General features: G+C 59.0%; 19 protein-coding genes. 13 read left to right on the top strand and 6 right to left on the bottom strand.

Annotated elements, in window-relative coordinates:
• Positions 1-8: 8 nt before the first annotated feature.
• The 5 genes from ACOKCT_RS19185 to rhaM all read left to right on the top strand — a co-directional run bounded on the left by ACOKCT_RS19185 (position 9) and on the right by rhaM (position 5,046).
• Entirely contained in the window at positions 9-1,511 is a 1,503-nt protein-coding gene (locus ACOKCT_RS19185; RefSeq protein ID WP_420193787.1) for a sugar ABC transporter ATP-binding protein, read from the top strand.
• Positions 1,511-2,515: an ABC transporter permease gene (locus tag ACOKCT_RS19180; RefSeq protein ID WP_103177533.1), complete on the top strand. Its 1,005-nt coding sequence runs from the start codon at positions 1,511-1,513 to the stop codon at positions 2,513-2,515. Before ACOKCT_RS19185 ends, ACOKCT_RS19180 begins: the two co-directional genes overlap by 1 nt.
• A complete protein-coding gene (locus ACOKCT_RS19175) occupies positions 2,512-3,516 on the top strand; it encodes an ABC transporter permease (protein WP_103177534.1) in 1,005 nt (334 codons plus the stop codon). Before ACOKCT_RS19180 ends, ACOKCT_RS19175 begins: the two co-directional genes overlap by 4 nt.
• 70 nt (positions 3,517-3,586) lie before the next feature.
• Positions 3,587-4,735, top strand: a complete 1,149-nt coding sequence (gene fucO / locus ACOKCT_RS19170; protein WP_159340294.1) for a lactaldehyde reductase — start codon at positions 3,587-3,589, stop codon at positions 4,733-4,735.
• Positions 4,732-5,046 (top strand): L-rhamnose mutarotase, encoded by a 315-nt coding sequence (rhaM, locus tag ACOKCT_RS19165; RefSeq protein WP_103177536.1) that lies wholly within the window; start codon positions 4,732-4,734, stop codon positions 5,044-5,046. Before fucO ends, rhaM begins: the two co-directional genes overlap by 4 nt.
• Here rhaM and ACOKCT_RS19160 read toward each other — a convergent pair.
• From ACOKCT_RS19160 to ACOKCT_RS19145, 4 genes are all read right to left on the bottom strand, one after another.
• Complete coding sequence (locus ACOKCT_RS19160) at positions 5,034-6,308, bottom strand: MFS transporter (RefSeq protein WP_114388311.1); 1,275 nt, start codon at positions 6,306-6,308, stop codon at positions 5,034-5,036. The two genes, rhaM and ACOKCT_RS19160, sit on opposite strands and share 13 nt — an antisense overlap.
• 44 nt (positions 6,309-6,352) lie before the next feature.
• A complete protein-coding gene (locus ACOKCT_RS19155) occupies positions 6,353-8,476 on the bottom strand; it encodes an alpha-galactosidase (RefSeq protein ID WP_420193786.1) in 2,124 nt (707 codons plus the stop codon).
• Positions 8,477-8,580: 104 nt separating this feature from the next.
• A complete protein-coding gene (locus tag ACOKCT_RS19150) occupies positions 8,581-9,576 on the bottom strand; it encodes a LacI family DNA-binding transcriptional regulator (RefSeq protein ID WP_103177539.1) in 996 nt (331 codons plus the stop codon).
• 19 nt (positions 9,577-9,595) lie between these two features.
• Complete coding sequence (locus ACOKCT_RS19145) at positions 9,596-10,144, bottom strand: helix-turn-helix domain-containing protein (protein ID WP_103177540.1); 549 nt, start codon at positions 10,142-10,144, stop codon at positions 9,596-9,598.
• 103 nt (positions 10,145-10,247) lie between these two features.
• On the opposite strand from ACOKCT_RS19145, the gene ACOKCT_RS19140 reads away from it, so the two are divergent.
• Positions 10,248-10,907, top strand: coding sequence for an AzlC family ABC transporter permease (locus ACOKCT_RS19140; protein ID WP_420193785.1), 660 nt, complete (start codon positions 10,248-10,250; stop codon positions 10,905-10,907).
• Positions 10,907-11,230, top strand: a complete 324-nt coding sequence (locus ACOKCT_RS19135; RefSeq protein WP_103825275.1) for an AzlD domain-containing protein — start codon at positions 10,907-10,909, stop codon at positions 11,228-11,230. Before ACOKCT_RS19140 ends, ACOKCT_RS19135 begins: the two co-directional genes overlap by 1 nt.
• A gap of 41 nt (positions 11,231-11,271) precedes the next feature.
• On the opposite strand, the gene ACOKCT_RS19130 is transcribed toward ACOKCT_RS19135, so the two are convergent.
• Together ACOKCT_RS19130 and fdhD are read right to left on the bottom strand one after the other, a co-directional pair.
• Entirely contained in the window at positions 11,272-11,484 is a 213-nt protein-coding gene (locus tag ACOKCT_RS19130; protein WP_159340292.1) for a DUF1471 domain-containing protein, read from the bottom strand.
• A gap of 114 nt (positions 11,485-11,598) precedes the next feature.
• The gene (fdhD, locus tag ACOKCT_RS19125) at positions 11,599-12,435 is read right to left on the bottom strand and encodes a formate dehydrogenase accessory sulfurtransferase FdhD (RefSeq protein WP_156655389.1); all 837 of its coding nucleotides are present in this window, start codon (positions 12,433-12,435) and stop codon (positions 11,599-11,601) included.
• A gap of 403 nt (positions 12,436-12,838) precedes the next feature.
• On the opposite strand from fdhD, the gene fdnG reads away from it, so the two are divergent.
• The 6 genes from fdnG to ACOKCT_RS19095 all read left to right on the top strand — a co-directional run bounded on the left by fdnG (position 12,839) and on the right by ACOKCT_RS19095 (position 20,721).
• Positions 12,839-15,889: a formate dehydrogenase-N subunit alpha gene (gene fdnG / locus ACOKCT_RS19120; protein ID WP_139156309.1), complete on the top strand. Its 3,051-nt coding sequence runs from the start codon at positions 12,839-12,841 to the stop codon at positions 15,887-15,889.
• Positions 15,890-15,901: 12 nt separating this feature from the next.
• Positions 15,902-16,804: a formate dehydrogenase subunit beta gene (fdxH, locus tag ACOKCT_RS19115; RefSeq protein WP_103177556.1), complete on the top strand. Its 903-nt coding sequence runs from the start codon at positions 15,902-15,904 to the stop codon at positions 16,802-16,804.
• Positions 16,801-17,436, top strand: coding sequence for a formate dehydrogenase cytochrome b556 subunit (fdoI, locus tag ACOKCT_RS19110; RefSeq protein WP_103177557.1), 636 nt, complete (start codon positions 16,801-16,803; stop codon positions 17,434-17,436). The genes fdxH and fdoI overlap by 4 nt, the downstream gene beginning before the upstream one ends.
• Positions 17,433-18,362 carry a formate dehydrogenase accessory protein FdhE gene (gene fdhE / locus ACOKCT_RS19105; RefSeq protein ID WP_103825281.1) on the top strand — a complete coding sequence of 310 codons (930 nt, stop codon included), beginning with the start codon at positions 17,433-17,435 and terminating at the stop codon, positions 18,360-18,362. Before fdoI ends, fdhE begins: the two co-directional genes overlap by 4 nt.
• A 158-nt stretch (positions 18,363-18,520) precedes the next feature.
• A complete protein-coding gene (locus tag ACOKCT_RS19100; protein WP_156655391.1) occupies positions 18,521-20,206 on the top strand; it encodes a ShlB/FhaC/HecB family hemolysin secretion/activation protein in 1,686 nt (561 codons plus the stop codon).
• 2 nt (positions 20,207-20,208) lie between these two features.
• Positions 20,209-20,721, top strand: a complete 513-nt coding sequence (locus tag ACOKCT_RS19095; protein WP_214422625.1) for a toxin-activating lysine-acyltransferase — start codon at positions 20,209-20,211, stop codon at positions 20,719-20,721.
• The last annotated feature ends 1 nt before the right edge of the window (position 20,722 follow it).

The following is a 20,722-nucleotide window of genomic DNA, read 5'->3' as shown; positions in this document are numbered from 1 at the left end:
GAACTATCATGACCCCATTACTGGCACTCAACGGCATCACCAAAGTTTTCCCTGGCGTGCGTGCCCTTGAAAACGTGCAGCTTGAACTCTGGCCCGGCAAAGTCACCGCCCTGATCGGTGAAAACGGCGCGGGCAAATCGACGCTGGTGAAAGTGATGACCGGCATCTACCAGCCCGACGAGGGCGAAATCCTCTATAAAGCGATCCCCATCCAGCTGCCGACCCCTGACGCGGCGCACAAGGTGGGTATTACCGCCATCCACCAGGAGACCGTGCTGTTCGATGAGCTGTCGGTCACCGAAAATATTTTTGTCGGTCAGTATCTCTATAAAGGCTTTTTCAAAAAGCTCGACTGGCCGGAGATGCACCGCCGGGCGCAGGCGATCCTCACCCGTCTGGAGGTGCAGATTGACCCGCGTGCGACGCTGAAAACCCTGAGCATCGCCCAGCGGCATATGGTGGCGATTGCCCGTGCGCTGTCGTTTGATGCCCAGGTGGTGATCCTCGATGAACCCACCGCCGCCCTGTCGCAGCATGAAATTCTCGAGTTCTATCAGATTGTCGAACGCTTAAAGCAGGAGGGAAAAGCCATCCTCTTTATCTCCCACAAGTTCGACGAGATTTTTGAGCTGGCGGATCACTACACCATCCTGCGCGACGGCGTATTTGTCGGCGCCGGGGCCATCAACGACATCACCGAAGAGCGGATGGTGGCGATGATGGTGGGGCGCGCCATTACCCAGACCTTCCCGAAGGTGGAATGCGAAAAAGGCGACATCGTCCTGGAGGTGCAGGATCTCTGCCACCCCACCGAGTTCGCCAATATTTCCTTTACCCTGCGCAAAGGCGAAATCCTCGGCTTCTATGGCCTGGTAGGCGCCGGGCGTACCGAGCTGATGCAGGCGCTCTCCGGCGTCTCGCGCCCCTCCTCCGGCAGCATTGTGCTGAACGGCAAAGCGCAGCATTTCCGCCAGCCGGCGGACGCCATCAGAGCCGGGATCGTCTGCGTGCCGGAAGAGCGCCAGAAGCAGGGGGCGATTATTGAGCTGTCGATTGCCCAGAACATCAGCCTGCCCCAGCTCAGCAAACTCAACGCCAGCGGCGTGCTGAACGACGCGCGCGAGTGGCAGCTGGCGGATGAATATGCAAAGCGGCTCCAGGTGAAAGCCTTTAGCTGGAAACAGGCGGTGGAAACCCTCTCCGGCGGCAACCAGCAGAAAGTGGTGATTGGCAAATGGCTGGCGACCCATCCTGACGTCATCATTCTGGATGAACCGACCAAAGGGATCGATATCGGCTCCAAAGCGGCGGTGCATCAGTTTATGTCCGAGCTGGTCGGTCAGGGGCTGGCGGTGATCATGGTCTCCTCTGAACTACCGGAAGTGATGGGCATGGCCGACAGGATCATCGTCATGCATGAAGGGTTAATGGTGGCGGAGTATCAGGCGGGGGGCGCGACGGCGGAAACCATCGTCAGCGCCGCCAGCGGTGCCAGACAGGAGGCCGCATAATGGTGCAACAACTGCTTAAACACCGCGAGGCGCTGCTGGCGGCGGTGATTGTGCTGATGGTGATCGCCATCGGCACCCGCGTCCCGTCGTTTATCGCGCCGGGCAACCTGGTGGAGATGTTTAACGACACCTCGATTCTGATCATCCTCGCCCTCGGCCAGATGATGGTGCTGCTCACCAAAGGCATCGACCTGTCGATGGCGGCGAACCTGGCGCTGACCGGGATGATTGTCGCCCTGATTAACTTTCATTACCCCGAGGTGCCGGTCTGGGTACTGCTCATTCTGGCGACGGCCCTGGGCCTGCTGATGGGCGTTATCAACGGTCTGCTGGTGTGGAAGATGGGCATCCCGGCGATTGTGGTAACGCTTGGCACCATGAGCATCTACCGCGGGATTATCTTTCTGCTCTCCGGCGGCGGCTGGGTCAACTCTAACCAGATGGGGGCGGATTTCCTCGGCCTGCCGCGTGCGTCGGTGCTGGGTTTACCGGTGCTGAGCTGGTGCGCCATCGCCGCCCTGCTGCTGGTGGGCTATTTCCTGCGCTACAGCCGCACCGGGCGGGCGCTCTACACCGCAGGCGGTAACGCCACGGCGGCGTACTACACCGGGATCAACGCCGGCAAAATGCAGTTTGTCAGCTTCTGCCTCTCCGGGGCGCTGGCCGGGTTCTGCGGCTATCTGTGGATCTCGCGCTTCGCGGTGGCCTATGTCGACGTGGCGAACGGCTTTGAGCTTCAGGTGGTGGCGGCCTGCGTGATCGGCGGCATCAGCACCATGGGCGGCACTGGCCGGGTGTTAGGTTGCCTGTGCGGGGCGCTCTTCCTCGGCGTCATCAACAATGCCCTGCCGGTGATCGGCGTATCGCCGTTCTGGCAGATGGCGATTTCCGGGACGGTGATTGTGATTGCGGTGCTGCTCAATGAACGCGGCAACAAGCGCAAAGGACGGCTGATCCTGCGCGATGCGGCGCTGGCACGTCAGAAACAGGCGGTAAGATCATGAGTAAAGTGATGACCTCTGAAGAGATGAAAAATACCCCGGCTCCGGCGGGCATTTTCCAGCGCCTGCTGTGCTGGGAGGGTTTTCTGCTGGCGGTCACCCTGGCGGTGTTCGTGGGCAATGCCCTGGCCTCCCCGTACTTCCTGAATATCTGGAACCTGTCGGATGCGACCTTCAACTTCACCGAAAAGGCGATCATCGTGCTGCCGATGGCGATGCTGATTATCGCCCGGGAGATTGACCTGTCGGTGGCCTCCACTATCGCCCTGAGCTCCACGGTGATGGGCTTCTGCGCGGCGGCGGGGCTGGATACACCGTGGCTGGTCTGCGTGGGGTTAGGGGTTGGCCTGCTGTGCGGGCTGTTCAACGGCCTGCTGGTGACCCGCTTTAACCTGTCGTCGATTGTGATCACCATCGGCACCATGAGCCTCTACCGCGGCATCACCTACATTCTGCTGGGTGACCAGGCGCTTAATACCTGGCCGGAGAGCTTCGCCTGGTTCGGCCAGGGATACGTCTGGGGTGCGCTGTCGTTTGAGTTCGCGCTGTTTATGGTGCTGGCGGTGGTGTTTGCCTTCGTGCTGCACAAAACCAACTTCGGGCGTCGTACCTACGCCATCGGCAATAACCCCACCGGGGCATGGTATTCCGGCATCAACGTCAAGCGTCACAATCTGATCCTCTTCGCCCTGGTGGGGCTGATGGCCGGGCTGGCCTCGGTGCTGCTCACCTCGCGTCTGGGCAGTACCCGCCCGACGATTGCGATGGGCTGGGAGCTGGCGGTGGTGACCATGGCGGTGCTTGGCGGGGTCAATATTCTCGGCGGTTCCGGCAGCATGGTAGGCGTGATTATCGCCGCCTTCCTGATGGGGCTGGTCACCTTCGGCCTGAGCCTGCTCAACGTGCCGGGCATCGTGATGTCGGTAATTATCGGCGCGATGCTGATTGTGGTGATCTCCCTGCCGATCATCACCCGCCGCGTGATGCAGCGAAGACGGATCTAGTGCCGAGTGGCGCTGTGTACAAGCGCAGCGCCGCCGGGCATAAAAATCACCGTAATTAAGGAGAATTATCATGAGCTTTATGTTGGCGCTGCCGAAAATCAGCCTGCACGGTGCAGGCGCAATCGGCGATATGGTTAAGCTGGTGGCAAACAAACAGTGGGGCACCGCGCTGATTGTCACCGACGGTCAGCTGGTAAAAATGGGCCTGCTCGACAGCCTGTTTACCGCTCTCGACGCAGAGCGGATGTCGTATCACCTGTTTGACGCGGTCTTCCCGAATCCGACGGAAGAACTGGTGCAGCAGGGCTTTGCCGCTTTCCAGGATGCGCAGTGCGATTACATCATTGCCTTCGGGGGCGGCAGCCCGATCGACACCGCCAAAGCGATTAAAATTCTCACCGCCAATCCTGGCCCGTCTACCGCTTATTCCGGCGTCGGCAAAGTGCTCAACCCCGGCGTGCCGCTGGTGGCCATCAACACCACCGCAGGTACGGCGGCAGAGATGACCAGCAATGCGGTGATCATCGACTCTGCCCGTCAGGTCAAAGAGGTGATTATCGACCCGAACATCATCCCGGACATTGCCGTGGATGACGCCAGCGTGATGCTCGATATTCCGGCCTCCGTCACCGCCGCCACCGGGATGGACGCCCTGACCCACGCCATCGAAGCCTATGTCTCCGTCGGCGCTCACCCCCTCACCGATGCCAACGCGCTGGAGGCGATTCGCCTGATCGCCCACTGGCTACCGGAGGCGGTCGACAACGGACATAACCTGGAGGCGCGCGAGCAGATGGCCTACGGCCAGTATCTGGCAGGTATGGCCTTTAACAGCGCCGGACTGGGACTGGTGCATGCCCTGGCCCACCAACCGGGGGCCACGCACAACCTGCCGCACGGCGTGTGCAACGCCATCCTGCTGCCGATCATCGAAAACTTTAACCGCCCGAACGCCGTGGAACGCTTTGCCCGCGTGGCCCAGGCGATGGGCGTGGATACCCGCGAGATGAGCGACGAAGCGGCCAGCATGGCGGCGATCAACGCCATCCGCACCCTGAGCAGTCGCGTCGGTATTCCATCCGGCTTCAGCAAGCTGGGCGTCACCAAAGCCGACATCGAAGGCTGGCTCGACAAAGCCCTCGCCGACCCCTGCGCCCCCTGCAACCCACGCAGCGCCAGCCGCGACGAGGTGCGCGAACTCTATCTGGAGGCATTATGATCCGCAAAGCCTTTGTGATGCAGGTGAACCCTGACGCACACGAGGAGTATGAACGTCGCCACAACCCCATCTGGCCCGAGCTGGAAGCGGTGCTGAAAGACCATGGCGCCCACCACTACGCCATTTATCTCGATAAAGAACGTCACCTGCTGTTTGCCACGGTGGAGATCGAATCGGAAGAGCGCTGGAATGCGGTGGCGAACACCGATGTCTGCCAGCGCTGGTGGAAATATATGGGGGAGGTGATGCCCGCTAACCCGGACAACAGCCCGGTGAGCACCGGGCTGAAAGAGGTGTTTTACCTGGCCTGATGTGTTAACGCTGCCGCGTTCGCGGCAGCGATCTCCCGCTTACTGCTCAACGTAAACGCCGACAATACCGTCACCGCCAGCACAAAACAGCCCAGCATCAGGTAGGTATCCTGGAAGCCGATCCGGTCATACATATTCCCGGCAAAGGCGGAGAGAAAAATCGCCGCCAGCTGTTTGGCGAAGTTGAAGCCAATCAGGTAGATGGTTGCCGACAGCCGGGTATCGAACACCCCCGTGATGTACTTGAACGCCCCCACCAGCAGGAACGGGACTTCCAGCGCGTGGAGCATCTTCAGGGCCACCACTTCGACGGCGGTGGTGGCAAATGACGAACCGATAATACGCGTCGCCATGATCACCCCGGCAATCAGCAGCGTATTTTTCGCGCCAATGCGGTTTATGATCCACGGCGAGCAGAACATGATGATGGCGTTGCAAATCTCTCCGGCAGTGGTCGCAAAACCGAACGCCCGCGTGCCCTCCTCCGGCGTGGCGAAGAAGGTTTTAAAGAAGGTGGCGAACTGCTGATCGAAGACGTCATAGACGCAGGCCACGCCAATCACGTACAGAATAAACATCCACATTTTGCGCTGGCGGAACAGGTTGATGACGGTTTTGACGGTGATCTGCGGCTGGTTCGCGCCAAGGGCATTCATCACCTGCGCGGTCTGGTTGGGTTTTGGTTTTGCCACTACCAGCAGCAGCATCAGGACCAGCGCCGCGGCGGAGCCCATCCAGAAGACATACGACGGATCGATGCCAAACAGGATGCCGCCCGTCGAGGCGCACAGCCCCCAGCCGAGGCAGCCAAACATGCGCGCCTTGCCGTACTCAAAGAAGCTGTTGCGGCTTACGCGCTCAATATAGGCCTCAATGGCGCCCGATCCCGCCGAAAAGACAAAGCCGATATAGACCCCACCGCTCAGCGCCCCGAGCCAGATGTTGGTCTTCAGCAGCGGGGCGAAGACGTAGAGGAAAAAGGGCGCGAAGAGAAACAGCAGGACCGCGATGATCCACAGCAGATGTTTTTTCAGCCCCAGCTTGTCCGACACCACCCCCAGCACCGGCTGGAACGAGATGGCAAACAGCGAGATGCAGGAGAAGACGATCCCGGTATGGGTTTTATTCAGACCAATGATATCCGACAGCCAGATCGGCAGGAACGGAAAGCAGGTGGCCATGATGAAGAAGTAGAGAAAGAAGAACGACCCGAAGATCCAGAAGTTCGGATTGTCTTTATGGGTACAGGCAGTCGTGTTCATTATTTTTATCCTCAACTCAGGGCCGGTTGCCCGGCCCGTTACCCTTATACGCGTTCAACGCCAATCAGAATGGCGGTTTCCGGATCCAGAACCGGCAGGGCCAGCCCCGCCTGCATCAACCATTCGCCGCTCACCGTTTGCGGCGTCTCCATCCAGGCCGGCAGCTTGCGCATGGTGTGCCCTCCCTCCCCGGTCAGGCGGATATTGGGGTGATCGAGCAGCGTGATGCGGTACCGGGCGTTGGCCGCCAGCCCCGGCATACGCAGCGGCATCATCAGGGTGTAGTCCGGCATCGCCATCTGGCTGACAATAAACAGCCCCTGACGCTGATCCGCGCTCACAATTCCCTGCGCCAGGGTGGTGCTGTCCGGCATATCCACCCGCCACTGGGTGCCGTGGTGGATCACCTCGCGCCACTGCTTATGCAGGGCCGCGTAGTGCCGGTAGCCTTCGCGCTCCTGCTCATCCACGGCGAGGGGATCCAGCTCCAGCCCCATATGGCCGAACAGCGCCGTCAGGCCCCGGAAGGCGATGCTGTGCTGGCGGAAAGTGGCGTGACATTTATGATGACCGATGTGCGCGCCCATCACCTCCGGCGGGAAGAAGTAGCTCATGCCACGCTGGATAGTATTACGTTCCAGCGCGTCGTTGTTATCCGAGGCCCAGAAGCGATGGCAGCGGGTCAGCACTTCATAGTCAATACGCCCGCCGCCGGAGGAGCAGGATTCAAACTCCACGTGCGGGAAGCGCTCGCCCAGGATATCCAGCAGGCGGTAGAACTGGCGGGTCTGGGCATCGGCCGCGGCCTTACCGTTATGGCCCGGCTGCACCAGCTCGCGGTTCATGTCCCACTTCACATAGTCAACCTGATGCTCACCCAGCAGCCAGCTCATGCGCTCCAGCAGGTAGTCGAAAGCGGCAGGAATGTTGAGGTTCAGCACCCACTGGTGGCGGCCGGTGGCCTGTTCATACCCCGGCAGGGCCAGCACCCAGTCCGGGTGGGCGCGACAGAGATCGGAGTTCGGGTTAATCATCTCCGGCTCAACCCAGATGCCAAACTCCATCCCGAGATCTTTGACGTGGTTGATCACCGGCGTCAGGCCGTTGGGGTATTTCTGCTCGTCGAGATACCAGTCCCCCAGCGCGGCATGGTCGTCATTGCGGCCTTTGAACCAGCCGTCGTCGATGATAAAGCGCTCCACCCCCAGCGAGGCCGCTTCATCCGCCATCCGCATGATGTATTCCGGGTCGTGGTTAAAGTAGATCCCCTCCCAGGTGTTGAGATGCACCGGGCGCGGTTTGTTCTCCGGAAAGCGGATGATGTTGGCGCGCAGATAGCGGTGGAACTGCTGGCTCATACCGTTCAGCCCGTGCGCGGAGTAGCTGGCATAAAGGCGTGGCGTCCACAGGGTTTCCCCCTCCTCCACCGCCATTTCCCCCGGCAGGTAAAGCGCTTCGGCCTGCAGATAACGGCGGCCATCGGTTTTGGCCTCCGCGCGCAGGCGATGGTTGCCGCTCCAGCCCAGATGCACGCCCCAGACGTCACCCTGCATTTCGCTAAAGCCCGGCGTGCCGCCGATCAGCGCCGGGAAATGCTCGTGGGAGCTGCGGCCCCGGCGGTTCTCAATCACAAAGCTGTCGTGCTCCAGCAGCAGGCGATGCGGCTGAAACTCGCGGATCCAGCGGCCATGAAAGGCCATCACTTCGCGGGCACGCTCCGCCAGCGGCAGGGTGACGGCCAGGCGCTCCACCTGCCACGGCTGGCTTTTGAGGTTAGTCAGGCCGTGACGAACCGCCAGCACGCCGCTGTCATCAAGGGCTATCTCGCTGGTCAGACGCAGGCCAGCGATCTCATCTTCGGCGGTGAGGATCAGACTTTGCCCCTGCTGCGCGACTGCCACGGTCCGAAACCGTGGCGAACCATCCAGACCCTGACGGTGGCCTTCAATGCCCGGCGCGCCAAACAGGCCGTGGGCAAGCTCCGCCATCAGCGTCACCGGCGAGTCAACGTCAAGCCGGCCATTAGCAATCGGGCGGGAAAGCGTGGCCGCATCTTGCGGCGAAAAGTGGCGAAGGTGTGGCCCCCAGTAAAGAATTTCGGCGAACGGATGGGTTTTGATCACCACATCCACCGTTTCGCTCGCGAGTCGTAAAATAGCCTCTTGCATCGGACATCTCCTGTCATCGGGATATCCTGAGTGTTGATCCGAAACGTTTCGGATACAAACCAAAACGTTTCGGATTTGTGATCGGGTTTAGAAATTAGGGAGAATTATGCCGTCTGGCCCGGAGAGAATTCCGGTTGCCATAACACCTGAAGCTGGCTTATTTCGCTGCCATTAATCAGTTGCAGCACCATATCGGCGATCTGCTTACCCACGCCCTGACGGGTGGACTGGATCACCGCCGCCACGTCGATATCGACAATGCTGTCCTGCGGCAGGCCGTCATACACCACCAGCGACACGGCATGCTCGCCGGTTAAGCGTCCCATCTGCGCCAGCGCCATCGCCGCACCGTCACCGTGAGTGTTGCAATCGGTGACGATCGCTGTCGGGGGCGCATCCAGCGCCAGCAGTTGTTGGGTAGTGGTATAGCCTGCGCGGCGTGAAGGCGGCATGGTGCGCAGCCATTCGCTGGAGAGTCCGGCCTCTTTCAGGGCATCGAGATAACCCTGACGGCGCTGAGTGATAAAAGCCTGATTGTGGCTTTCGCCCAGGTACGCGATGCGTTGATGCCCGCGCGCAATCAGGTGCTGGGTGGCAGTATGCGTGCCCGCATAGTTATCAAAGTCGAACCAGGCATAGGGCTTTGGCAGATGGCTGCGCCCGAGCGCCAGGAAGGGGAACCCGGCGGCCTGCAACTGCTCCAGACGCGGATCGTTATCCAGCGTATGGGCCACAATCAGCGCATCCACACGACGGCTCTGCACCATCCGCATATAGCTGTGTTTATCAGCCAGATCGTCGTCGGCAATGAGCAGTAAGTCGATCTCATGACGCGCTAATTGGTGGCTAATTTCGCCGACCATGTCCATAAAGACGCTGTTATTGAGCGGAACGGGATGAACCGGAAAGACCAGCCCCACGGCGTCGATCTTGCCCATCTTCAGACGCCGGGCAAAGGTATTCGGGCGATAGCCGCGCCGCTGCGCTTCAGCCTCCACACGGGCCCGCGTCTCGCTGGAAACGTCATAATAGCCGTTGAGGGCGCGGCTTACCGTCGTTACCGACAGTCCCAGTTCTTTAGCAATGGCTTTAAGCGACATGATTATCCGTGTCTTTGGGTTAGTTTTGTTCCGCCACCATGAGCGCATACGTATCGGGCTCAAGGGCTTTGAAGAGATGCGGCTGGTCGGCAGGATAGCAAATATAGTCCCCTGGCCCCAGCTCCTCGGGCGATTCGGTCAGGCCAATCAGCGCCCGCCCCTTCATCACAATAATATGCTCAACCGAACCCGGCGGGTGCGGATGGGAGATACGGTCCGCGCCGGGCTGGGCCATCAAAATATAGATATCGCGTCGGGCGCCCGGCGGGCATGCCGCCAGTAAAATGGCCTCATAGTTTGCCTGTTCCGCCACCACTTTTGTGCCTTCACCCAGGCGGATCACCTGGGTGGCAGGCTGCTGCGGTTCAAGCAGGCGGGCAAACGGAATATCCAGCGCCACACAGAGCGACCATAACGTTTCGAGGCTGGGGTTGCCGTTACCGGACTCCAGCTGGGAGAGCGTGGATTTGGCGATCCCGGCACGGCGGGCGATCTCCGCCAGTGAAAGCCCGGTCCGCGTACGCTCTCGCACCAGACTTTTGGCGATCACGCTAATTGGCTGCGTCATAAAACGATCTCACACACTGTTAAAACGAACGAATCGTTCATCTTGATAAACGATCTTATTGCGTTCATTATAATGGATACTCGTTCGATATGGCTAAATTTGTATGAAGCACACGTTCTCTTGTCTCAATGGCGACACGGTCAAAGCCATCATCCTGGTCTGTCTGGCGGTGGGCGTCGTGGGGATGTCCTACGGCTCGCTGGCGATGGCGTACGGTTTTCCGCTGTGGGTGCCGTTTGTACTCTCCATTTCGGTGCTGGCGGGCGCCTCGGAATTTATGTTTATCGGCATTGTCGCCAGCGGCGGTAATCCCCTTGCCGCGGCCGCCGCCGGGCTGCTGGTCAATGCCCGCCACGTACCGTTTGGCGTAACGGTGCGTGAGCTGGTGGGCAAACGCGGCGCCAGCTTGCTGGGCTGTCACATTATGAATGACGAAAGCGTGGTCTTTGGCCTGTCGCAAAAAACGCCGGAACAGCGCAAAGCCGCCTACTGGCTCTGCGGCCTGGAGGTGGCCATCATCTGGCCGCTGGGTACTCTGCTGGGGGCGATGGTCGGCAAACTGCTGCCGGAGCCGGAGACCATCGGGCTGGATGCGGTCTTCCCGGCCATTTTGCTGGCCTTAGTCGTGCCCGCCTTTAAAAACCGCACCACGCTGATTCGCGCCTGTAGCGGGGCGGCGTTGTCCCTGGCCGCGGTGCCATTTGCGCCGGTGGGGCTGCCCGTGCTGCTCTCCCTGCTTGGTCTCGCGGCGAGGAAGAAATAATGGAAAATATGACCGTCTTTATTCTCGGCATCGCCCTGCTTTCCGCAGGAACCTACCTGATGCGTCTCGGCGGGGCGAAACTGGGCAGCCGGTTAGCCCTCTCTGAACGCTCCCAGGCGCTGCTCTCGGATGCGGCAACGGTATTGCTCTTTTCGGTGGCGCTGGCGACCACCTTCTATGAAGGGGAACATTTCGCCGGGATGGCGCGGGTGCTGGGTGTGGCCTTTGCGGTGTTCCTCGCCTGGCGCAAGGTACCGTTGATTTTCGTGATTGTCGCGGCGGCGGTGGTGACGGCGCTATTACGTCTGGCGGGCATAAACTAAAAAAGCGCCCCGGGGGCGCTCTTTCGACAGATGCTGTGTGCTTATTTGTTCAGTTCAGCGGTCATGTGGACACGGTTACCGGAGAAGGCCTGAGTAATGGTGTAAGAGGAGGCGCCTGCCTGCTCAGCCTGAGCGGCAATTTTCGCTTCCGCGCCTTCAATGGTGCTGGCGGAGGCGGTGACGGACTGGGCAGCGAAAGAACCGAAAGAAGTAGCCAGAGCGATTACTGCGACAAAAGTTTTGATGCTTTTCATGATGTAAATCCTTTCAGTAAGTTGTTGGTGTAAGGCGCCGTGCCTTGATGTGATAAATAATAGACCTCATCACCGACAACTGATAGCGGAAGGATTTGCTCTCAACATTCAAAATTATTGATCAATTATCAGACGCCCCGGATGGGTATACACCGTGGCCCTTCCCGGCTTGCAGAAGCCCACCAGCGTCAGGTTACAGCGCTCTGCCACCTCCACCGCCAGGGTGGTGGCGGCCGAGACGGCAAACAGGATCTCAACGCCGCACATAGCGGCCTTCTGCACCATCTCATAGCTGGCGCGGCTGGAGACAAGCGCAGCGCCCTGCTGCCAGACGTCGCTTTCCCCGGCCCGACGGCCCAACAGTTTATCCAGCGCCACATGTCGCCCGACGTCCTCATGCCCGCCCGCAATCTCGCCGTTCGGTAATACCCAGGCGGCGGCATGGGTACATCCGCTTAGCTGCCCGATAGGCTGCACGTCGTTGAGATGCGCAAGCGCCCGATCGAGGTGGGCCAGGTTAAAGCGCTGGGTGAACGGCAGCGGCACCACGGGCTTGCCAATATCGTTAAGCTGCTCCACGCCACAGACGCCGCAGCCGGTGCGTCCGGCCAGCGCGCGGCGGCGCTCTTTGAGGGCCATAAAACGACGGCTGGAGAGCTCAATCTGCACTTCGAGACCATTGCAAACGGATATCACCTCCATGCCGTAGATCTCACGCGGGTGCTCAATGATGCCTTCAGACAGCGAAAAGCCGATGGCAAACAGCGCCAAATCTTTGGGGGAGGCCATCATTACCACATGGGAGATACCGTTATAAACCAGCGCGACGGGCACCTCTTCCGCCAGAAAATCGGGAGTCGGGAGGCTAATCTGAGGGGGTCTGTGTACCCGGCGTTCTGCCACACCGGCAGGCAGTGACGTAAGGTGGGTATCACCATTTTGTTTCAACACAACGCATTTCCTGAGCAACCACGTGGGGAGGCCTGCTATTGCACCATACTTTTCCGGCCTGGCGCATAGTATGGATCAATTTTTACCGCTCTGTCCGCGCAACTTTACCTGAGGGACAAACCCGACGCATGAACAGGTTTGTAACAGTTCGGGGGCACCATGTGATCAATATCACATTTTATAATCATCACCGTGATAATACGTTCACTTTGTTTTAACGCCGTTGGAACAAGCGTACCGACATTGTGGTATTCTGGCATACCCCTCGTGGAAATGAGGGTTTAACGCAAATTTTCAACTTTGCGGTCAAAAAATCAACCGTGAAGTAAAACAATAATGACCCCAAATAATTCGCGCAGGCGTGAAGAGTGAAGGGTAGCAATGTCGAAACAAGGAGTGACCCATGCAGGTCAGCAGAAGGCAGTTCTTTAAGATCTGCGCTGGCGGTATGGCAGGCACCACGGCAGCAGCACTGGGCTTTGCGCCCGGCGTCGCGCTGGCGGAAACGCGGCAGTATAAACTGCTGCGCACCCGCGAAACCCGTAATACCTGTACATACTGCTCCGTCGGCTGTGGGCTGTTAATGTATAGCCTCGGCGACGGCGCGAAAAACGCCAAAGCATCTATTTTCCATATTGAAGGGGACCCGGATCATCCGGTTAACCGCGGCGCGCTCTGCCCGAAAGGGGCCGGTCTGGTGGACTTTATTCACTCCGAAAGCCGCCTGAAATATCCTGAGTATCGTGCGCCAGGTTCAGATAAATGGCAGCAAATCAGCTGGGAAGAGGCATTTGACCGCATCGCCACATTGATTAAAAAAGATCGCGATGCCAACTTTATTGCCCAGAATGCAGATGGCGTAACGGTAAACCGCTGGCTCTCCACCGGCATGCTGTGCGCCTCGGCCTCCAGCAACGAAACCGGCTATTTAACCCAGAAATTTACGCGCGCACTCGGTATGCTCGCAGTCGACAACCAGGCGCGTGTCTGACACGGACCAACGGTAGCAAGTCTTGCTCCAACATTTGGTCGCGGTGCGATGACCAACCACTGGGTCGACATCAAAAATGCCAACCTTATTGTGGTGATGGGCGGTAACGCCGCTGAAGCGCACCCTGTTGGGTTCCGCTGGGCGATGGAAGCCAAAATCCACAACGGTGCGAAACTGATTGTGATCGATCCCCGCTTTACGCGTACAGCGTCGGTGGCGGATTTCTACACCCCTATTCGTTCAGGTACTGACATCACTTTCCTGTCAGGCGTACTGCTGTACCTGATGACTAACGAAAAATATAACCGCGAATACACCGAAGCCTATACCAACGCCAGCCTGATCGTGCGTGAGGATTACCACTTCGAAGATGGCCTGTTCAGCGGTTATGACGCCGAAAAACGCAAGTACGACAAGACCAGCTGGAACTACGAGCTGGACGAGAATGGCTTTGCGAAGCGCGACACCACCCTGCAACACCCGCGCTGCGTGTGGAACCTGCTGAAAGAGCACGTTTCCCGCTATACGCCGGAGGTTGTCGAAAACATCTGCGGGACGCCGAAAGCGGACTTCCTGAAGGTGTGCGAGATGATCGCTGAAACCAGCGTTCACGATAAAACCGCGTCGTTCCTGTATGCCCTCGGCTGGACGCAACACTCCATCGGCGCGCAGAACATTCGTACCATGGCGATGGTTCAGCTGCTGCTCGGCAACATGGGGATGGCAGGCGGCGGCGTGAACGCCCTGCGCGGCCACTCCAACATTCAGGGTCTGACCGACCTCGGCCTGCTGTCGCAGAGCCTGACCGGTTACATGAGCCTGCCAAGCGAAAAACAGACCGACCTGCAAACCTACCTGACGGCCAGCACCCCGAAACCGCTGCTTGAAGGCCAGGTGAACTACTGGAGCAACTATCCGAAGTTCTTCGTCTCGATGATGAAAGCCTTCTTCGGTGACAAGGCGACGGCGGAAAACAGCTGGGGCTTTGACTGGCTGCCGAAGTGGGACAAAGGCTACGACGTACTCCAGTACTTCGAGATGATGCACCAGGGCCAGGTCAACGGCTATATCTGCCAGGGCTTTAACCCGGTGGCATCCTTCCCGAACAAGAACAAGGTTGTGGCATCCCTGTCGAAACTGAAGTTCCTGGTCACCATTGACCCGCTCAATACCGAGACCTCGACCTTCTGGCAGAACCACGGCGAATCGAACGACGTCGATCCGTCGACGATTCAGACCGAAGTGTTCCGTCTGCCATCCACCTGCTTCGCGGAAGAGAACGGCTCTATCGTTAACTCCGGTCGCTGGCTGCAGTGGCACTGGAAGGGCGCAGACGCCCCGGGCATCGCCATGAACGACGGCGAGATCCTGGCCGGTATCTTCTTACGTCTGCGTAAGATGTACGCGGCTGAAGGCGGCGCGAACCCGGAACCGGTGCTGAACATGACCTGGAACTACTCGACGCCGGAGAATCCATCCCCGGAAGAGGTGGCGATGGAGAGCAACGGTAAGGCGCTGGCAGACGTTATCGACCCGGCCACCGGGGCGGTGCTGGCGAAGAAAGGCGATCAGCTGAGTACCTTTGCCCATCTGCGCGACGACGGCACCACCTCCAGCGGCTGCTGGATCTTTGCCGGTAGCTGGACGCCGAAAGGCAACCAGATGGCTAACCGCGATAACGCCGACCCGTCGGGCCTCGGCAATACGCTGGGCTGGGCATGGTCGTGGCCGCTGAACCGCCGCATTCTCTATAACCGTGCCTCTGCTGACCCGCAGGGCAACCCGTGGGATCCGAAGCGTCAGCTGCTGAAGTGGGACGGCGCGAAGTGGGGCGGCGTGGATATTCCGGACTACAGCACCGCGCCTCCGGGCAGCGATGTCGGGCCGTTTATCATGCAGCCTGAAGGGATGGGACGCCTGTTTGCTATCGATAAGATGGCGGAAGGGCCATTCCCGGAACACTACGAGCCGTTTGAGACGCCGCTGGGCACTAACCCGCTGCACCCGAACGTGGTCTCTAACCCGGCCGCCCGTATCTTTAAGAGCGATTTCGAGGCGTTGGGCAAAAAAGACAAGTTCCCGTATGTGGGCACCACTTACCGTCTGACCGAGCACTTCCACTACTGGACCAAGCACGCGCTGCTGAACGCCATCGCGCAGCCGGAGCAGTTTGTGGAGATCGGCGAGAAGCTGGCGAACAAGCTCGGCATCGCCCATGGCGACACCGTGAAGGTCTCCTCTAACCGCGGCTACATCAAGGCCAAGGCAGTGGTGACCAAGCGTATTCGCACGCTGAACGTTCACGGTCAGGAGGTGGATACCATCGGTATTCCGATTCACTGGGGTTATGAGGGCGTGGCGAAGAAAGGGTTTATTGCCAACACCCTGACGCCGTTCGTCGGCGATGCGAACACGCAGACGCCGGAGTTTAAGGCCTTCCTCGTGAACGTGGAAAAGGTGTAACGGAGACGACTTATGGCTTATCAATCGCAAGACATCATTCGTCGTTCCGCGACTAACGGGTTCACCCCCGCGCCCCAGGCGCGGGACCACCAGCAGGAAGTGGCGAAGCTTATCGACGTAACCACCTGTATCGGCTGTAAAGCCTGTCAGGTGGCCTGTTCAGAGTGGAACGACATCCGTGACGAAGTGGGTCACAACGTCGGGGTTTATGATAACCCCGCCGACCTGACCGCCAAGTCCTGGACGGTAATGCGCTTCTCGGAAGTGGAGCAGAACGACAAACTGGAGTGGCTGATCCGCAAAGATGGCTGTATGCACTGTGCGGATCCGGGCTGCCTTAAGGCGTGTCCGTCGGAAGGAGCGATCATTCAGTATGCCAACGGCATCGTCGACTTCCAGTCCGAGCAGTGCATCGGCTGCGGCTACTGCATCGCCGGCTGCCCGTTCGACGTGCCGCGCATGAACCCGGAAGACAACCGCGTCTACAAATGCACGCTGTGCGTTGACCGCGTGAACGTCGGCCAGGAGCCGGCGTGCGTGAAGACCTGCCCGACCGGCGCTATCCACTTTGGCTCCAAAGAGGATATGAAAACCCTGGCGGGTGAGCGCGTAGCCGAGCTGAAAACCCGCGGCTACGACAACGCGGGCCTGTACGATCCGGCCGGTGTTGGCGGCACGCACGTCATGTACGTGCTGCACCACGCCGACAAGCCGAATCTGTACCATGGCCTGCCGGAGAACCCGGAGATCAGCGCCACCGTGAAGTTCTGGAAAGGTATCTGGAAGCCGCTGGCAGCGGTGGGCTTTGCTGCCACCTTCGCCGCGAGCATCTTCCACTACGTGGGTGTCGGTCCGAACCGTGCGGAAGAGGAAGAGGACAACCTGGATGAAGAGAAAGACGAGGTGCGCAAATGAAAAGACGTGACACCATCGTGCGCTACACGGCACCGGAACGTATCAACCACTGGGTCACCGCCTTCTGCTTCATGCTGGCGGCGATAAGCGGGCTGGGGTTCTTCTTCCCCTCCTTCAACTGGCTGATGCAGATCCTGGGTACGCCGCAGCTGGCGCGCATCCTGCACCCGTTCGTGGGTGTGGTGATGTTTGCCTCGTTCATCATCATGTTTTTCCGTTACTGGCACCATAACCTAATCAATCGGGATGATATCTTTTGGGCGAAGAATATTCGTAAGATCGTCGTCAACGAGGAAGTGGGTGACACCGGGCGTTATAACTTCGGCCAGAAGTGCGTATTCTGGGCGGCGATTATCTTCCTGGTCCTGTTGCTGGTGAGCGGCGTGATCATCTGGCGTCCGTACTTTGCGCCTGCTTTCTCAATCCCGGTAATCCGATTTGCGTTAATGCTGCATTCATTTGCCGCAGTGGCGTTAATTGTGGTTATCATGGTGCATATCTACGCCGCCCTCTGGGTGAAAGGCACCATTACCGCGATGGTGGAGGGCTGGGTTACCAAAACGTGGGCGAAGAAACATCACCCGCGCTGGTACCGCGAAGTCCGAAAGACAACGGAAAAGAAAACTGAATGAGTATTCGCATAATCCCGCAAGATGAGCTGGGTTCGAGCGAGAAACGCACGGCGGAAGTGATTCCGCCGTTACTGTTCCCCAGACTAAAAAACCTCTACAACCGCCGCGCGGAACGCCTGCGTGAGCTGGCTGAGAGCAACCCGCTTGGCGACTATCTGCGCTTTGCGGCGCTGATCGCCCACGCCCAGGAAGTGGTGCTGTACGACCATCCGCTGCAGATGGACCTGACCGCGCGCATTAAAGAGGCGAGCGAGCAGGGCAAACCGCCGCTGGATATCCACGTTCTGCCGCGCGACAAGCACTGGCATAAGCTGCTGCATTCGCTTATTGCCGAACTGAAGCCTGAGATGAGCGGCCCGGCGCTGGCGGTGATCGAGAATCTTGAGAAAGCCTCCGAGCAGGAGCTGGAGCAGATGGCGAGCGCGCTGTTTGCCTCTGATTTTGCCTCGGTCAGCAGCGATAAAGCCCCGTTCATCTGGGCTGCCCTGTCGCTCTACTGGGCGCAAATGGCGAGCCTCATCCCGGGTAAAGCCCGCGCTGAATATGGTGAAGCCCGCCAGTTCTGCCCGGTGTGCGGTTCAATGCCGGTCTCCAGCATGGTGCAAATTGGAACCACTCAGGGGTTGCGCTACCTGCACTGCAACCTGTGTGAAACCGAGTGGCACGTGGTGCGCGTGAAGTGCAGCAACTGTGAACAGACCCGCGATCTGCACTACTGGTCGCTGGAAAATGAACAGTCCGCGGTGAAAGCCGAGAGCTGCGGCGATTGCGGCACCTACCTGAAGATTTTGTATCAGGAAAAAGACCCGAAAGTGGAAGCCGTCGCTGACGATCTCGCAACGCTGATCCTGGACGCAAAAATGGAGCAGGAGGGCTTTGCCCGCAGCTCTATTAACCCGTTTCTGTTCCCGGGTGAAGGGGAGTAATCTCCTGTGAGAGTGCCGGGCGGCGCAAGCTTGCCCGGCCTACAGTACGTGCACGCTGCATTTTAGGATTCTGTTTACCTTCTCTGTATAGATAATCCGCCTCTCCTTCTTCACTATTGCCCCCTAAAATATTATATTTTGTAAGGGATGGTATCGAAATGGAACTTCGACGCCTGGCGACGTGCATACCGATTTTCCTCAACAGCGCTTTATTCTGCCTTACGACGGCTACTAACGCTGCGCCAGGGGATGGGCAGTTTATCCTTCAGCAGCAACGCCAGCAGGCTCTGGAAGCGCAACTGAACCCACCTGTGCCGGATGTCCGGCTTGCCACTACCGTGGAAGACGGCGCAAGCGCAGCGTTTCCTGACGAATCTCCCTGTTTCGTTATCCATGATATCACGCTTACCGGTCAGGAAGCCCTACCGCCCTGGTTGCCATTGCAGCGCCTCGCCGATCGTGCGGTCGGCAGATGCCTGGGCGCACAAGGCATTAATCAGCTGATGAGTTCGCTTCAGAACCGGCTGATATCTCACGGCTGGACGACCGCACGTGTGCTGGCCCCCGGACAGGATATTAAAAGTGGTCATTTGAAGCTGGCCGTCATTCCGGGAACCATTCGGCACGTCACCTTTACCGATGACAGCAGCCGCTGGCTTTGGCTCTATAGCGCCTTCCCGGCACATGACGGAAATTTGCTGGATCTGCGGGACATTGAGCAAGGGCTGGAAAATCTGCAGCGCCTGCCCACCGTGCAGGTGGAGATGGAGATTGTTCCCGCCGAGCAACCTGGCGAGAGCGATATCATTATCTCCCGCCAGCAGAGCAAATTCTGGCGGCTTGGTCTGTCGTTGGATGACGCAGGTTCGACGTCAACCGGGCGCTATCAGGGGGGACTCACCCTCTCACTGGATAACCCGCTGGCGTTGAGCGATCTGTTCTGGTTTTCCGTTAACCACGATCTGCAAACCGGGCCGGAAAAAGGCAACCAGAACCTTAGCGCCCACTGGTCTGTTCCGGTGGGCTGGTGGGCCTTTTCTCTTACCGGCAGCGATTATCACTATCACCAGACGGTGGCCGGGCTGAGCGACGATTACCGTTATAGCGGTAAGAGCCAGAGTCTGGTGGCGCAACTCAGCCGGGTTCTGCACCGCAGCAGCGCGCAAAAAACCTCATTCACCTGGGACGTCGAGAGTCGTACGACGCGTAACTACATCAGTGACACAGAAATTGAAGTTCAGCGCCGACACGTCTCCTCGTGGAAAGCCGGGCTCCAGCATCGTCACTACCTTGGCCCGGCAACGCTGGATGCCGGAATAAGCTATCAACGCGGTACTCGCTGGTTTGGCGCTCAGCCAGCGCCAGAAGAGATGTTCGATGAAGCCACGGCGCTAAGCCGCATTCTACGTACCGATGCACGTCTGAGTCTGCCGTTTGCGCTGGTCAACCAGCGTTTCCGTTACGACATTGCATGGCAGCGTCAGACCAGTAATACGCCGCTCACCACGCAGGATCAGTTCTCTATCGGCGGTCGCTGGACAGTCCGCGGTTTCGATGGGGAACGCACGCTAAATGCCGATCGCGGCTGGCTGGTGCGTAACGATCTCTCATGGCAGCTCCCTCTTCCGGACACCGAATTCTATCTGGCTGCCGATTACGGCGAAGTGGCAGGCAAAGGAACGGAATACCTGACCGGAAACCACCTCGCAGGGGGAGCCGCCGGGCTGCGCGGCACACTGTGGAAAGTGGGCTTTGACATGTTTGCTGGCGTGCCGTTCTCTCGTCCAGAAGGCTTTAAAACCAGCCCCGCCACCTTCGGCTTTAACCTGAATATGGCGCTATGACGATGCGCTATGGCGATTTTACGGTCCACTGCCCGCTGGTGCTGGGCAATACCCTTAATGAAGCGGAAGCCTTTGGCGCATCGGTCTGGCTTTGGATGCACTCTTTCAACCACCGGGATGCTCCGCTGCACGTGCTGCCCGTTGTCCTTCTACCGGTTATCAAACGTCAGCAGTACGTGCTGGTGGAAAAGGAAGGCCGCCCGATCTTTTTTCTGAGCTGGGCATGGATGAACGAAGAGGCTGAACACCGCTATCTCAACGACGCGACGGTTGTCCTGCCGGAAACCGACTGGTGCAACGGGGATCGGTTGTGGTTTCGCGACTTTATCGCCCCCTTTGGCCATACGGAAGCCCTGTTCCGCCTGTTGCGCGAGGAGATTTTCCCGCATCAGATTGGCCGCTCGCTATGGCATCGCGGCGGTGAAAAGGGGCGTCGTATCAGAACCTTTTATGGCAAACGGGTGACGCGCGACACGCTGCTGGACTGGAAAAAGACGCATCCGCTGCACGGATAAA

This window comes from Leclercia sp. M-A074-M, assembly GCF_965195605.1.
GTDB lineage: Bacteria > Pseudomonadota > Gammaproteobacteria > Enterobacterales > Enterobacteriaceae > Enterobacter.
The sequence above is the reverse complement of the archived record's forward strand: the minus strand, read 5'-3'. Positions and strand labels throughout refer to the sequence as shown.

Excerpts from the sequence above, each read along its gene's own strand:
- ACOKCT_RS19140 (WP_420193785.1), top strand. The coding sequence starts at position 10,248 with ATGAAGCACACGTTCTCTTGTCTCAATGGCGACACGGTCAAAGCCATC.
- ACOKCT_RS19095 (WP_214422625.1), top strand. The coding sequence starts at position 20,209 with ATGCGCTATGGCGATTTTACGGTCCACTGCCCGCTGGTGCTGGGCAAT.
- ACOKCT_RS19175 (WP_103177534.1), top strand. The coding sequence starts at position 2,512 with ATGAGTAAAGTGATGACCTCTGAAGAGATGAAAAATACCCCGGCTCCG.
- ACOKCT_RS19150 (WP_103177539.1), bottom strand. The coding sequence starts at position 9,576 with ATGTCGCTTAAAGCCATTGCTAAAGAACTGGGACTGTCGGTAACGACG.
- rhaM (WP_103177536.1), top strand. The coding sequence starts at position 4,732 with ATGATCCGCAAAGCCTTTGTGATGCAGGTGAACCCTGACGCACACGAG.
- ACOKCT_RS19145 (WP_103177540.1), bottom strand. The coding sequence starts at position 10,144 with ATGACGCAGCCAATTAGCGTGATCGCCAAAAGTCTGGTGCGAGAGCGT.
- fdhE (WP_103825281.1), top strand. The coding sequence starts at position 17,433 with ATGAGTATTCGCATAATCCCGCAAGATGAGCTGGGTTCGAGCGAGAAA.
- ACOKCT_RS19100 (WP_156655391.1), top strand. The coding sequence starts at position 18,521 with ATGGAACTTCGACGCCTGGCGACGTGCATACCGATTTTCCTCAACAGC.
- fucO (WP_159340294.1), top strand. The coding sequence starts at position 3,587 with ATGAGCTTTATGTTGGCGCTGCCGAAAATCAGCCTGCACGGTGCAGGC.
- fdoI (WP_103177557.1), top strand. The coding sequence starts at position 16,801 with ATGAAAAGACGTGACACCATCGTGCGCTACACGGCACCGGAACGTATC.
- ACOKCT_RS19130 (WP_159340292.1), bottom strand. The coding sequence starts at position 11,484 with ATGAAAAGCATCAAAACTTTTGTCGCAGTAATCGCTCTGGCTACTTCT.
- ACOKCT_RS19160 (WP_114388311.1), bottom strand. The coding sequence starts at position 6,308 with ATGAACACGACTGCCTGTACCCATAAAGACAATCCGAACTTCTGGATC.
- ACOKCT_RS19135 (WP_103825275.1), top strand. The coding sequence starts at position 10,907 with ATGGAAAATATGACCGTCTTTATTCTCGGCATCGCCCTGCTTTCCGCA.
- fdxH (WP_103177556.1), top strand. The coding sequence starts at position 15,902 with ATGGCTTATCAATCGCAAGACATCATTCGTCGTTCCGCGACTAACGGG.
- ACOKCT_RS19180 (WP_103177533.1), top strand. The coding sequence starts at position 1,511 with ATGGTGCAACAACTGCTTAAACACCGCGAGGCGCTGCTGGCGGCGGTG.
- ACOKCT_RS19155 (WP_420193786.1), bottom strand. The coding sequence starts at position 8,476 with ATGCAAGAGGCTATTTTACGACTCGCGAGCGAAACGGTGGATGTGGTG.
- ACOKCT_RS19185 (WP_420193787.1), top strand. The coding sequence starts at position 9 with ATGACCCCATTACTGGCACTCAACGGCATCACCAAAGTTTTCCCTGGC.